The sequence below is a fragment of the Amycolatopsis sp. NPDC026612 genome (assembly GCF_040638285.1).
Taxonomy (GTDB): Bacteria; Actinomycetota; Actinomycetes; order Mycobacteriales; family Pseudonocardiaceae; genus Amycolatopsis.
The window spans coordinates 405,812-421,043 of the sequence record NZ_JBEZYB010000001.1 but is presented as its reverse complement, the minus strand read 5'-3'; the positions used below and the strand labels follow the sequence as shown (position 1 = coordinate 421,043).

The window sequence follows — 15,232 nt, the reverse complement described above, 5'->3', positions numbered from 1 at the left end:
CCCCAATCACTCGTCGCCGAAAGCCAGTTGCACGAGGTCGTCGACGCCCAGTTCGGCGATCGGCCGCTCCTCGCCCGGGTCGTCGGCCGCGATCGACGCGAGCACGTGCCGCAGCCGGTCCTCGTCCCCGTTCCGCCCGTTCGCCGTGCCGTTCGTCATGCCGTTCGCCGTGCCTTCCGGAACCAGCCGCGCTCCCAGGTAGCGGGCGACGGACAGCGGGTTCGGGTAGTCGAAGACGAGCGTGGCGGGCAGTTTCAGCCCGGTTGCCTCGCGCAGCCGGTTGCGCAGTTCCACCGACGTCAGCGAGTCGAAGCCGGTGTCCTTGAACGCCGTGTCCGGGCGCACGGCCGCCGGCCCGTCGTACCCGAGCACGAGGGCGACCTGACCGCGCACGACGTCGACCAGCAGCGCCTCCCGCTCGGCCGCGGGGAGCCCGGCCAGCCGGCCGGTCAGTCCACGGTCCACAGTGGACACGGTCCGGGCCTGGGTGCGGCTCGGCCGGACCAGGCCGCGGAACAGGCTCGGCACGTCGCCCGCCCGCACCGCCGTGAGGTCGAGCTTGATCGGCACGAGCAGGGCCTGGTCCAGCCGCAGCCCGAGGTCGAACAGCTCGAGGCCCTCGGCGCGGGTCAGTTCCAGGACGCCGTTGCGGCTCGCCCGCGCGTGGTCGACATCGCTGAGGTGGGCGGCCATGCCGCTGCTGCGTTCCCAGAGGCCCCAGGCGAGGGACAGCCCCGGCAGGGCCGCCGCCCGGCGGTGGGCCATCGCCGCGTCCAGGAAGGCGTTCGCCGCCGCGTACGGGCCCTGGCCACCGCCGCCCATGACGCCCGCGACGGACGAGAACACGACGAACGCGCCCAGCTCCCGGTCGCGGGTCAGCTCGTCGAGGTGCATCGCGGCCGTGACCTTGGCCGCGAACACGTTCGCCAGCTGATCGGCCGTCAGCGCCTCGATCACGCCGTCCTCGAAGACGCCCGCGGTGTGCACCACCCCGGTCAGTTCGGGCAGGTCCGCGAGGAGAGCGGCCAGCTGGTCGCGATCAGCGACGTCACAGGCCACGAAGGACACGTCCGCGCCCTCGCCGGTGAGCTCGGTGATCAGGTCCTGGGCGCCCTCGGCGTCCGGGCCCTGCCTGCTGGCCAGCACCACCCGGCGCACGCCGTGCCGGGTCACCAGGTGCCGGGCGACCAGCGTGCCCAGCGATCCGGCGCCCGAGACCAGCACGGTTCCGTCCGGGTCGAACGCGGCGGGCGCGTCCGAGAGCCGGGTGGCGCGGGCCAGCCGGGGCACGAAGACCGTCGTCCCGCGCACCGCGAGCTGCGGCTCACCGGAGGCCGGCACCACGCCCGGCGGCAGTTCGCCGTCGGTGTCCAGCAGGACGATCCGGTCCGGGTGCTCCGCCTGCGCGGACCGGACCAGGCCCCACACCGCCGCCGCGGCCGGGTCGGTCAGGGTGTGGTCACCGCCCGCGGGCACCGCGCCGCGGGTCGTCACGACCAGCCGGGATTCCTCGAGCGCGGGTGCGGCCAGCCACGCCTGCACGACTTCCAGGGCCCGGGAGGTCCTGGCCAAGGCGTCCGCGCCGGCGGCTTCCCAGACCACCACCGGTGGCGCGTCCGCCTTCTCCGCCAGGGCCGCCACGTCGTCGGCGGTGTCGATCCGCACCCACGGCGGCAGCTCCGCCAGGGGCCCCGCGGTCAGTTCGGTCCAGTCGACGCGGAACATCGCGTCGTGGCCCGGGCCGGCCGCGGCGCCCAGCTGCTCGGCCGAAACCGGCCGGGACACCAGTGATTCCATGGTCAGGACCGGACCGCCGGTCTCGTCGGCGGCTTCGACCGACAGCGCGTCCGGGCCGCTCGGCGCGAGCCGGACCCGCAGCGCCGACGCCCCCGCGGCGTGCAGCACCAGGCCGTTCCACGCGAACGCCAGCACCGGCTCGCCGGGCTCGCCGCCGACCGTGGCGGCCTGCAGGGCCGCGTCGAGCAACGCCGGGTGGATGCCGAACCGGCCCGCGTCCTTGCGCAGGTCCTCGGGCAGGGCGACCTCGGCGAAGACGTCACCGTCGCGCCGCCACACCGCCCGCAGCCCCTGGAACGCCGGCCCGTAGCCGTACCCGCGCTCGGCCAGATCGGTGTAGAAGGTCTCGACGTCGACCTGCTCGGCCCCCGGAGGCGGCCAGGCGGCGAAGTCGAACGCGGGGTCCGCACCGGCCGTCGCCGACAGCACCCCGGTGGCGTGCCGCGTCCACGTTCCCGCGCCGCCGTCGCGCCGGGAGTAGACGTCCACCGTGCGCGAGCCGGTCTCGTCCGGGCCGCTCAGCGCGACCTGGACCCGGACCCCGCCGTGCGCGGGAACGACCAGCGGAGCCTCGATGATCAGCTCGTCGAGCGCGGTGCACCCGGCCTCGTCGCCGGCCCGCACGGCCAGTTCGGCCAGCCCGGAGCCGGGCAGGAGCACCACGCCGCCGACCGCGTGATCGGCGAGCCACGGGTGCGTCCGCACCGACAACCGCGAGGTGAACACCAGGCCATCGGACTGCGGCAGGTCGACGACCGCGCCCAGCAGCGGGTGGTCGGCGGCTTCCTGGCCCAGCGAGGCCGCGTCGGTCGCGGTCTCGGCGGGCCGGAGCCAGTAGTGCCGGTGGTCGAAGGCGTACTTCGGCAGGTCGACCCGGGCCGCCGGCGGCAGGACCGCGGCCCAGTCGAGCGCGACGCCCCGCACGAACAGCCCGGCCATCGACGTCAGCAGGCGCCGCAGGCCACCGTCGTCGCGCCGCAGCGACCCGGTCACCACCGCGTCGTCGCTGATTTCACTGATCGGCTGGACCAGCACCGGGTGCGCGCTGACCTCGACGAACACGCCGTGGCCCTGGCGGACGAGCTCCGCCACCGCCGGACCGAACCCGACCTGGTTGCGCAGGTTCCGGTACCAGTAGCCGCCGTCCACGACCCCGGCGTCGCGGATCCAGTCACCGGTCAAGGTGGAGTAGAAGGGCACCTTCGGGGCCTGTGCCTCGATGCCGGCCAAGGTTTCGGCCAGCAGGTCCTCGATGGCTTCGACCTGGTTGGTGTGGGACCCGTAGTCCACGGCCACCCGCCGGACGCGGACTTCCCGGCCGGCCAACGCTTCGACGACCTCGTCGAGGGCCCGGGCCTCCCCGGCGATCACCACGGAGGCAGGGCTGTTGACCGCGGCCACCTGGACCCGGTCGGCCCACGGAGCCAGCCACGCGGTCGCGTCTTCTTCGCTCAGCGCCACGGAAGCCATGCCACCGCGGCCGGCCAGCCGGGTGGCGATCGCCTGGCTGCGCAGCGCGACCACCTTCGCCGCGTCCTTCAACGACAAGGCACCCGACACACACGCCGCGGCGATCTCGCCCTGCGAATGCCCGACCACCGCGTCCGGCCGCACACCCACGGACTGCCACACCGCGGCGAGGCCGACCATCACCGCAAAGCTCGCCGGCTGCACCACGTCGACGCGATCCAGCAGGCCGGACTCCCCGCGCAGCACATCGAGCAGCGACCAATCGACCCACGGTTCCAGCGCGGCCGCGCACTCGGCAACCCGCTCGGCGAACACCGGCGAAGCCGCCAAAAGCTCCCGGCCCATCCCGGCCCACTGCGAACCCTGGCCCGGGAACACCCACACGACCTTGCCCGGCGAACCGGCCCGCCCGGTGACTACGGCGGCCGAATCTTCGCCGCGGGCCAGCGCTTCCAGGCCCGTCACGGCTTCTTCGCGGGAGCCCGCGACGACGACCGCGCGCTCGGGCAGGACCGCCCGGTTCGTCACCAGCGCCCGGGCCACGCCCGCCGGCGGCACGTCACCCGCGGCGAACCCGGCGAGGCGGCCGGCCTGACCGGCCAGGGACGTCCTGCTCCGCGCGGAAACCACGACCGGCACCACCGGAAGCTCCGGCGTGGGCACCGGCTCTTCGGCGGGTGCCTCTTCCAGGATCAGGTGCGCGTTCGTGCCGCTGACGCCGAACGCGGACACGCCGGCCCGGCGCGGGCGGCCGGTGCGCGGCCACGCACGGGCTTCCGTCAGCAGTTCGACGGCGCCGGCGGACCAGTCGACCTCGGGGGTCGGCTGGTCGACGTGCAGCGTCGGCGGCAGGACTTCGTGCCGGAGCGCCTGGACCATCTTGATCACGCCCGCGACACCCGCGGCGGCCTGCGCGTGGCCGATGTTCGACTTCAGCGACCCGAGCCACAACGGCGTCTCGCGGTCCTTGCCGTAGGTGGCCAGCAGGGCCTGCGCCTCGATCGGGTCACCCAGCGTGGTCCCGGTCCCGTGCGCCTCGACGACGTCCACATCGGACGGTGCCAGTCCGGCGCTCATCAGCGCCCGGCGGATCACCCGCTGCTGCGAGGGCCCGTTCGGGGCGGTCAGGCCGTTCGACGCGCCGTCCTGGTTGACGGCACTGCCGCTCAGCACGGCCAGGATCCGGTGGCCGCGTTCCCGCGCCACCGACAGCCGCTCGAGGATGACCACGCCGACGCCCTCGGCCCAGCCGGTGCCGTCGGCCGCGGCGGCGAACGCCTTGCAGCGCCCGTCGACGGCGAGGCCCCGCTGACGGGAGAACTCGACGAACGCGCCGGGGTTCGCCATCACCGTCGCGCCGCCGGCCAGCGCCATCGAACACTCGCCCTGCCGCAGCGACTGGGCGGCGAGGTGCATCGCGACCAGCGACGACGAGCACGCCGAGTCGATCGTCACCGCCGGGCCTTCGAACCCGAACACGTACGACACCCGGCCGGACGCCACGCTCGACGACCCGCCCGTGCCCGCGAAACCCTCCAGCTCCGGGGTGACGACGCTGTCCCCCGGTGCGACGTAACCCTGGCCGAACATGCCGGTGAACACGCCGACGTCGTGGCCCTTCAGCGAAAGCGGGTCGACCCCGGCGTCTTCCATCGCCTCCCAGGACGCCTCCAGCAGCAACCGCTGCTGCGGGTCCATCGCGACGGCCTCGCGCGGCGAGATCCCGAAGAAGCCCGCGTCGAAGAGCCCCGCCTCGTGCAGGAACCCGCCGTGCCGGGTGTAGGTCTTGCCCGGACGCGCCGGGTCGGGGTCGTAGAGGTTCTCCAGGTCCCAGCCGCGGTCGGTCGGGAAGTCCGACACCGCGTCCCGGCCCTCGGCGACCAGCCGCCAGAGGTCCTCGGGCCCGGCGACCCCGCCCGGCAGGCGGCAAGCCATGCCGACGATGGCGATCGGCTCGTCGAGGTCGGCCTTCGCGGCCGCGGTGGTCACCGGCGTCTCCGCCGCACCACCGAGTTCGTCGCGCAGGTGGCGGGCGAGGGCCTGGGGGTTGGGGTAGTCGAAGACCAGCGTCGCGGGCAGCTTGAGCCCGGTCGCGGTCCGCATCCGGTTGCGCAGCTCGACCGCGGTCAGCGAGTCGAAGCCGGCGTCCTTGAACGCCGTGTCGACACGGACGGCACTCGCGTCGGCGTGCCCGAGCACGGCCGCCACCTGCGCCCGGACCAGGTCCAGCAGCAGGGTCAGCTGGTCGGCCGGGGCGAGCCCGGCCAGCCGCCCGGCCAGCCCGTTGTCCACAGTGGACGCCGTGCGGGCCTGCTGACGGCCCGCGCGGACCAGGCCACGCAGCATGTGCGGCACGGCCCCGCCCGCGCGGAGGTCCAGCTTCGCGGGCACCAGCAGTGACTCGCTCGAGCCGAGGGCGGCGTCGAACAGGTCCATGCCCTCGGCCTGCGTCATGATCTGCAGGCCACCGCGGCGGCTCATCCGGGCCCGGGTGGCCTCGTCGGTGTTGGCCGCCATACCGGTGCTCTGGTCCCACAGACCCCACGCCAGCGACAAGCCCGGCAGGCCCGCCGCCCGGCGGTTCGCCATCAGGCCGTCCAGGAAGGCGTTCGCCGCGGCGTAACTGCCGCTGCCCGCGCCCATGAACACCGCGGACACCGAGGAATAGACGACGAAAGCGTCGAGGTCCCGCTCGCGAGTCAACTCGTCGAGGTGCCGTAACGCGTCGACCTTCGGGGCGAACACCGTGGCCAGCCGGTCGCGGTCCAGCGTCTCGATGACACCCGCGTCGAGGACGCCGGCGGTGTGCACCACCGCGGTCGGCCGGTGCTCGTCGAGCAGGGCCGCCACCTGGGCGCGGTCGGAGACGTCACAAGCCACCACGGACACGTCCGCGGCCAGCTCGGCGACCAGGTCCGCCACGCCGTCGGCGTCGCGGCCCCGGCGGCTCGCCAGCACCAGCTTCCGCACGCCGTGGCGTTCGACGAGCCGCCGGGCCACCAGGCCGCCGAGCGCACCGGCGCCCGAGATCAGGACCGTCCCGTCCGGGCGGAACACGACGTCACCGCTCTGCTCCGCGCGAGCGATGCGGGGCACGAAGAACTTCCCGCCGCGCACGGCGACCTCCGGCTCGCCGGTCGCCAGGACCGGGGCCTCGCCGTCGGTGTCGAGCAGGAAGATGCGGTCCGGGTTTTCCGCCTGCGCGGCCCGGACCAGGCCCCACACGGCCGCCCCGGCCGGATCGGTCACCACACCGTCACCGGCGGGCACGGCGCCGTGGGTCACCACGACCAGCCGGGCGTCGTCGGCCGCGGTGCCGAGCCAGGCCTGCACGGCTGCCAGCACCCGAGCCGTCAGGTCCAAGGGCTCTTCACCGAACGCTTCGATGACCTCGACCTGGTCCGGCACCGGACCGTCCGCAATGGACACTTCGGTCCAGTCGACCCGGTACAGCGAGCCGGCACGGGGCTTCCCGGCCGAGAGTTCCCGGCCTGCCACCGAATCCGCCGTGAGGACCAGCCCGCCGGTTTCGTCCGCCGCTTGGAGGGCACCGCCGGGCACCAGCCGCACGCGCAGCGCCGAGGCACCCGCGGCGTGCAGGACCAGGCCGTGCCACTCCGCCGGCTGCTCGCCGTCCGCGAGGACCGGCTGCACGGCCGCATCCAGCAGGAAGGGGTGGATGCCGAACGCGCCGGCGTCCAGCTCCGCCGGCAGGGCGACCTCGGCGAAGATCTCGGTGTTCTCGCCACTGCCGCGGCGCCAGAGGCCGTCGATCTGCTGCGCACCGGGCGGAGGCCAGGCGGTGAAGTCAAAGGGCTCGTGGGCCGGAGCCGTGGCCGACAGGTGCCCGGTGGCGTTCCGGGTCCAGTCCTCGTCGCCTTCGCGTTGCGAGTACACGTCGACCGTGCGCTCTCCGCTCACCAGGACCTGCACGCGCAAGCCCCCGCTCTCCGGCAGCACCAGCGGTGTCTCGACGGTCAGGTCGTCGACGACCGGGCAGCCGGCTTCGTCACCGGCCCGCACGGCCAGCTCCACCAGTGCGGAACCCGGGACGCCGTCGGCCAGCCACGGGTGCGACCGCACCGACAGGCGCGCGGTGAACAGCAGGCCGTCGGACTGCGGCAGCGCCACGACCGCGCCCAGCAGCGGGTGGTCCGCCCCGGCGAGCCCGAGCGCGGGTGCGTCGGCTGCGGCGGGCGGGCTGAGCCAGAAGTGCTGGTGGTCGAAGGCGTAGGTCGGCAGCTCGACACGCGCGGGCGGCGCCATCGTCGCCCAGTCGACCGGGACACCCCGGACGAACAGCTCGGCCATCGAGGTCAGCAGCCGCCGCGGGCCGCCGTCCTGGCGCCGGAGCGTCCCGGTGACCACGGCGGCGGTGCCGTCGGTGCCGTCGGTGTCGTCGACGACGTCGGTGATCGGCTGGACCAGCACCGGGTGCGCGCTGACCTCGACGAACACGCCGTGTCCCTGCTCGAGCAGCTCGGCCACGGCCGAGCCGAAGCCGACCTGGTTGCGCAGGTTCCGGTACCAGTACCCGCCGTCGACCGCTCCGGCTTCGGTGATCCACTCCCCGGTGACGGTCGAGTAGAACGGCACGAGCGGGGCCTGTGCGGTGATCCCGGCCAGTGTCTCGGCGAGGGTGTCGCGGATGTCCTCGACGTGCCGGGTGTGGGACGCGTAGTCCACCGCCACCCGCCGTCCTTCGAGGGCGGCCACGGCCTCCGTCAAAGCTTCGGCGTCGCCCGCGATCACCACCGAGGACGGACCGTTGACCGCGGCGATCTCGACGCGGCCGTCCCACGGCGCGAGCCGGGCGGCCACCTCGTCGTGGCTCAGCTGGACCGACGCCATGCCGCCGCGCCCGGACAGCCGCGCCGCGATCGCCTGGCTGCGCAGCGCGACGACCTTGGCCGCGTCCTCGAGGGACAACGCGCCCGCCACGCAGGCCGCGGCGATCTCGCCCTGGGAGTGGCCCAGCACGGCGTCGGGCACGACGCCCACGGAGGCCCACACCGCGGCAAGCCCGATCATCACGGCGAAACTCGCGGGCTGAAGCACCTCGACCCGGTCGAGCAGGTCGGTCTCGCCGCGCAGCACATCGAGCAGCGGCCAATCGACCCACGGTTCCAGCGCGGCGGCGCATTCGGCGATCCGCTCGGCGAACACCGGGGACGCTTCGAGCAGTTCCCGGCCCATGCCGGCCCACTGCGTCCCCTGCCCGGGGAACACCCAGACGACCTTGCCCGGCATCCCCGCGCTGCCGGTCACCAAGCCGGCCGCGCTCTCGCCGCGAGCCAGTGCCGTCAGCCCGTCCCGGGCCTCCTCGGCCGAGCCCGCCACGACGACGGCCCGGTCGGTCAGCGTTGCCCGGGTCGACACCAGGGCACCCGCCACGCGGCCCAGCGGGACGTCACCTTCGAGGAACGCCGCCAGCCGCCCGGCCTGGCCCGCCAGGGATCCGGCGCTGCGCGCGGACACCACCACGGGCACCACGGCGTCGGGCACGTCCGCCTCGGGGGTGTCGTCGGCGGGCGCCTCTTCGAGGATCAGGTGCGCGTTGGTGCCGCTGATGCCGAACGACGAGACGCCGGCGCGGCGCGGGTGGCCGTTGCGGGCCCACTCGCGGCCCTCGGTCAGCAGCTCGACCGCCCCCGCGGACCAGTCCACCTGCTTGGTGGGCTCCTGGACGTGGAGGGTCGGCGGCAGGGTGTCGTGCCGCAGCGCCTGGACCATCTTGATGACGGCCGCCACGCCCGCGGCCGCCTGGGTGTGGCCGACGTTCGACTTCAGCGAACCGAGCCACAGCGGCTTCTCCGGGTCGCGGTTCTTCCCGTAGGTGGCCAGCAGGGCCTGTGCCTCGATCGGGTCGCCCAGCGCCGTGCCGGTGCCGTGCGCTTCCACGACGTCCACTTCGGACGGTTCGAGCCCGGCCGTGGCCAGCGCGCTGCGGATCACCCGCTGCTGCGACGGGCCGTTCGGCGCAGTGAGGCCGTTCGACGCGCCGTCCTGGTTCACCGCGCTGCCGCGCAGGACGGCCAGCACCCGGTGCCCGCGTTCGCGGGCCACCGAAAGCCGTTCGAGGACCACGATGCCGACGCCCTCGGACAGCACGGTGCCGTCCGCGCCGTCGGCGAACGCCTTGACCCGGCCGTCCTGGGCCATGCCGCGCTGCCGCGACATGCCGATGACGCCGATCGGCGAACCCATCACGGCGACGCCGCCGGCCAGGGCCATCGAGCATTCGCCCTGCCGAAGTGCCTGTGCCGCCAGGTGAATCGCCACCAGCGACGACGAACACGCCGTGTCCACGGTGACCGCCGGCCCCTCGAACCCGAAGGTGTAGGACACCCGGCCCGACGCCACGCTGCCCGCCGTGGCCGTGGTGACGAAGCCTTGGAGTTCGGCGGGCATGTTGCTGAGGGACTCGAGGTAGTCGTGGATGGAGACGCCGGAGAAGACGCCGACGGCGTCGCCGCGGGCCTTGGCCGGGTCGATGCCCGCGCGCTCCAGGGCTTCCCAGGACGCTTCCAGCAGCAGCCGCTGCTGCGGGTCCATGGCCAGTGCTTCGCGCGGCGAGATGCCGAAGAAGCCCGGGTCGAACAGCGCGGCCTCGTGCAGGAAGCCGCCCTGGCGGATGTACGCCGTGCCCGGGCGCTCCGGGTCCGAGTCGAACAGGCCGTCCAGGTCCCAGCCCCGGTCTTCGGGGAAGGCCGTCATCCCGTCGCGGCCTTCGGCCACCATCCGCCACAGGTCATCGGGGCCCATGACCCCGCCGGGCAGGCGGCACGCCATCCCGACGATGGCGATCGGCTCGCCCGCGTCCCCGGCGTCCGTCGCCGGTGCGGCGGGCGCCCCGGACACTGTCTCGCCCAGCTCCTCACGCAGGTGCCGGGCGAGCGCCACCGGCGTCGGGTAGTCGAAGACCAGGGTGGCGGGCAGCTTGACACCGGTCGCCGCGCTCAGCCGGTTCCGCAGCTCGACCGCGGTCAGCGAGTCGAAGCCGAGGTCGCTGAACCCGCGGGTGCCCTGGGCCAGCTCGGGCGCGTTGAAGCCGAGCACCGCGGCCGCTTCGGCCTGGATGACGCCCAGCAGGACGCCGTCCTGGTCTTCCGGCGCCAGCCCGGCGAGCTTGTGGACAAGGCCGCCCCCGCTCGCGGCGGCCGTCCGGGCGACCCGGCGGCTCGCGCGGACCAGGCCGCGCAGCAGGTGCGGGACCTCGCCGCCGGCCGTGGCCTGGCTGCGCAGGGTCCGCAGGTCGAGCTTGATCGGCACCAGCAGGGCCTGCTCGGCGTGCAGGCCGAGGTCGAAGATGTCCAATGCTTCGGCGGGGGTCAGCGGCAGTACGCCGCCGCGGCTCATCCGGGCCTGGTCGGTGGCGCTGAGGTGCGCGGTCAGGCCGTCGGCCTGCTCCCACAGGCCCCACGCCAGTGACACGCCCGGCAGACCCGCCGCCCGGCGCCCGGCCATCAGGCCGTCGAGGAAGGCGTTGGCCGCCGCGTAGTTGCCCTGGCCGGCCGAGCCCATCAGCGCGGCCGCGGACGAGAACACGACGAAGGCGTCGAGGTCGCTGTCCCGCGTCAGCTCGTCGAGGTGATTTGCGGCAGTGACTTTGGGCGCGAACACGCCCGCCAGCCGGTCGCGGGTCAGCGCCCCGATCACGCCGTCGTCGAGCAGGCCGGCCAGGTGCACGATGCCGGTCGGGCGGTGCTCGGCCAGCAGCGCGGCCACCTGGTCGCGGTCGGAGACGTCGCAGGCGACCACGGACACCGTGGCGCCCTGCTCGGTCAGCTCCGCGAGGAGGTCTTCGGCGGCCACCCCGCGACGACTCGCGAGCACCAGCCGCCGGACGCCGTGCCGGGCGACCAGGTGCTTGGCGACCAGCGCACCCAGCGAGCCGGTGCCGCCGGTGAGCAGGACCGTCCCTTCCGGACTGAACACCGCGGGGACGTCCGGCACCTCGCCGGTGGCGCGGGCGAGCCGCGGGACGGAGAAAGCGGTGCCGCGCACGGCGAGCTGCGGCTCACCACTGGCCAGCACCGCACCGAGCGGCACGTCGCCGTCGGTGTCGACGAGGATGATCCGGCCCGGGTTCTCCGCCTGAGCGGCCCGCACCAGACCCCACACGGCGGCACCGGCCGGGTCGGTCACGTCGCGCACGGCACCGCGGGTCACCACGACCAGCCGGGCTTCGTCGGCCGCGTCGGCAAGCCAGGACTGCACGGCCTCCAGCACGCGGCTGGTCAGGTCCAGGGGCGTTGCCTCGCCGAAAGCTTCGAGCACCTCGGCGTGCTCGGTGGCCGCGGTCTCGGTGGCGGGCACCTCGACCCAGTCCACCTGGAACAGCGAGTCGCGCTCTTCGCCCGCCGCCGTCTCCAGCTGCGCGGCCGACACCTCGCGGGACACCAGCGAATCCATGGTGACGACCAGGCCACCGGTCTCGTCGGCGGCCTGGAACGTCAGCGCGTCCGGGCCGCCCGGCGCGACCCGCACCCGCAGCGCCGAGGCCCCGACGGCGTGCAGGACCAGGCCGTTCCACGCGAACGGCAGCACGTTGCGGTCGTCGTCCGGGTTGGCGAAGGCGTTCGTGTGCAAGGCCGCGTCGAGCAGCGCCGGGTGGAGGCCGAACTTGCCGGCGTCCTCGCGGTGGTCGTCGGGCAGCGCGACCTCGGCGAACACCTCGTCACCGCGCCGCCAGACCGCCCGCATGCCCTGGAACGCGCCGCTGTAGGCGTACCCGCGCTCGGTCAGGTCGGCGTAGAAGTTCTCGACGTCGACGGACTGCGCCCCAGCGGGCGGCCAGGCGGCGAAGTCGAAGCGGCTCGGTTCCCGGGCCGCCGACGCCCCGAGGAGACCGGTGGCGTGCCGGGTCCACTCGTCCCCGTCTTCCCGCATGGAGAACACGTCGACCGCGCGCGAGCCGGTTTCGTTCGGCCCGCTCACGGCGACCTGCACACGGACGCCGCCGCGCTCGCCGAGCACCAGCGGCGCCTCGATCACGAGCTCTTCCAGCACACCGAAGCCGAGTTCGTCACCGGCACGCAAAGCGAGGTCGACGTACACCGTGCCCGGGATCAGCACGACCCCGCCGATCGCGTGCCCGGCCAGCCACGGGTGCGACTTCAGCGACAGCCGCGAGGTGAAGACGAGCCCGTCGGACTGCGGCAGCGGCACGACCGCGCCCAGCAGCGGGTGCTCGGCCCCGGCCAGGCCCAGCGACACCGCATCGGTCGCCGACCCGCCCATCCGCAGCCAGTAGTGCTGGTGGTCGAAGGCGTACGTCGGCAGCTCGGCCCGCCGGGACGGCGGCAGCACGCCGGACCAGTCCACGGTCACCCCGCGCACGAACAGCTCGGCCGCCGAGGCCAGCAGGCGCCGGAGCCCGCCGTCCTCGCGCCGCAGCGTCCCGGTGACCACGGCTTCGGTGTCGTCGACGAACTCGCTGATCGGCTGGACCAGCACGGGGTGCGCGCTGACCTCTACGAACACGCGGTGGCCCTGCTCGACCAGGTCGGCCACCGCCGGGCCGAACCGCACCTGACGGCGGAGGTTCCGGTACCAGTAGCCGCCGTCGAGCACGCCGGCGTCGTCGACCCAGCCGCCGGTCACGGTGGAGTAGAACGGCACTTCCGGGGCCTGCGCGCGGATCCCGGCCAGCATCTCGGCCAATGCGTCGCGAGCGGCTTCGACGTGCCGGGTGTGGGACGCGTAGTCCACCGCCACCCGCCGGATCCGGACGCCCTGGTCGTCGAGCGCGTCGAGGGCCTCGTCCAGTGCTTCGGCGTCCCCGGCGATCACCACGGACGTCGGCCCGTTGAGCGCGGCGACTTCCACGCGCCCCGCCCACGGTTCCAGCCGCGCGGCCGCGTCTTCTTCGCTCAACGCCACGGAGGCCATGCCACCGCGGCCGGCCAGCGAAGCGGCGATCGCCTGGCTGCGCAACGCAACCACCTTCGCCGCGTCTTCCAGCGTCAGCGCCCCCGACACGCACGCGGCGGCGATCTCGCCCTGCGAGTGCCCCACCACGGCCTCGGGCTCCACACCGAGCGAAGCCCACACCGCCGCGAGCCCGACCATCACGGCGAAGCTCGCCGGCTGCACCACGTCGACGCGGTCCAGCAGATCGGCGTCACCGCGCAGGACGTCGGTGAGCGACCAGTCGACCCACCGCTCCAGCGCGGCCTCGCACTCCTTGATCCGCGCGGCGAACACCGGCGACGCGTCGAGCAGCTCCCGGCCCATCCCGGCCCACTGCGTTCCCTGGCCTGGGAACACCCACACGACCTTGCCCGGGGCACCCGTGCCGCGGCCGGAAAGCAGGCCGGGCACGCTCTCGCCGCGAGCCAGCGCCCGCAGCCCGGTCACGGCTTCTTCGTGCGAGCCGGCCACGACGACAGCGCGCTCGCTGAGCATCGCCCGGCCGGACACCAGCGTCCCGGCGATATCCGCCAGGGGGACCTCGCCGACCTCCGCCAGCCGGCCGGCCTGGGCGGCCAGCGAGGCGGCCGTCGCCGCCGACACGACAAGGGGCACCACCTCGGCGGACGGCGGCTCCTCGGTGACCGGCTCGTCCTCGGGTGCTTCTTCGAGGATCATGTGCGCGTTCGTTCCGCTGGCCCCGAACGACGAGATGCCGCCCCGGCGCGGGCGGTCGCCGCGCGGCCACTCCCGGCCCTCGGTCAGCAGCTCGACCGCCCCGGCCGTCCAGTCCACCTGCGGCGTGGGCGCGTCGACGTGCCGGGTCGCCGGGAGCTTCCCGTGCCGCAGCGACTGCACCATCTTGATCACGCCGGCGACACCGGACGCCGCCTGCGTGTGCCCGACGACGGACTTCACCGAACCCAGCCACAGCGGCCGCTGCGGGTCCCGGCCCTGTCCGTAGGTGGCCAGCAGCGCCTGCACCTCGATCGGGTCGCCGAGCACCGTGCCGGTGCCGTGACCCTCCACGGTGTCCACATCGGACGGTGACAGCCCGGCGCCGTCCAGTGCCTTGCGGATGACCCGCTGCTGCGCCGGGCCGTTCGGTGCGGTCAGGCCGTTCGACGCGCCGTCCTGGTTCACCGCGCTGCCACGGATGACCGCCAGCACCTGGTGCCCGCGCTCGCGCGCCACCGACAGCCGCTCCAGCAGCAGCACGCCGACACCCTCGGCCCAGCCGGAGCCGTCGGCGGCCGCGGCGTAGGACTTGCAGCGCCCGTCGAAGGCCAGTGCCCGCTGCCGCGCGAAGCCGACGAACCCGCCCGGCGTCGCCATCACGGTCGAACCGCCCGCGAGCGCCATCGAGCACTCGCCGCGGCGAAGTGCTTGCGCGGCAAGGTGAATCGCGACGAGCGAGGAGGAGCACATGGTGTCGACGGTGACCGCCGGGCCCTCGAGCCCGAGCGTGTAGGCGACCCGCCCGGAGGCGACACCGCCCGCGGTGCCCAGTGCGCGTTCCAGGCTCATGAAGCCCTCGAACCCGCTGAGGTCCGGGGCGTAGTCCTGGTGCACGACCCCGGCGTACACGCCGATGTCGCTACCCCGCACCGAATGCGGGTCGATCCCGGCCCGCTCCAGGGTCTCCCAGGAGACCTCGAGCAGCTGCCGCTGCTGGGGATCCATGGCCAGCGCCTCGCGCGGCGAGATGCCGAAGAACCCGGCGTCGAACCGGGCCGCGTCCCGCAGGAAGGCCCCCTCCCGCACGTACGTCGTCCCCGGGTTGTCGGGGTCCGGGTGGTAGAGGCCTTCGACGTCCCAGCCGCGGTCCTCGGGGAACCCGGTGTAGACGTCGGCGCCATCGGACAACACGCGCCAGAAGTCCTCCGGGCCGCGGATCCCGCCGGCGTACCGGCAGGCCATGGAGACGATCGCGATGGGCTCCGCCGCGGCCGCGGCGAGCGCGGTGTTCTCCTGCTGAAGCCGGACGTTCTCCTTCAGCGAAGCGCGCAGTGCGTCAACGATCTGCTCGTTCGGCGCGGACATGTTCTTC

General features: G+C 74.3%; 1 protein-coding gene. It reads right to left on the bottom strand.

Annotated features, from left to right (window positions below; genetic code table 11):
- Nucleotides 1-6 precede the first annotated feature (6 nt).
- Complete coding sequence (locus AB0F15_RS02115; RefSeq protein WP_360263754.1) at nucleotides 7-15,225, bottom strand: type I polyketide synthase; 15,219 nt, start codon at nucleotides 15,223-15,225, stop codon at nucleotides 7-9.
- Nucleotides 15,226-15,232 lie beyond the last annotated feature (7 nt).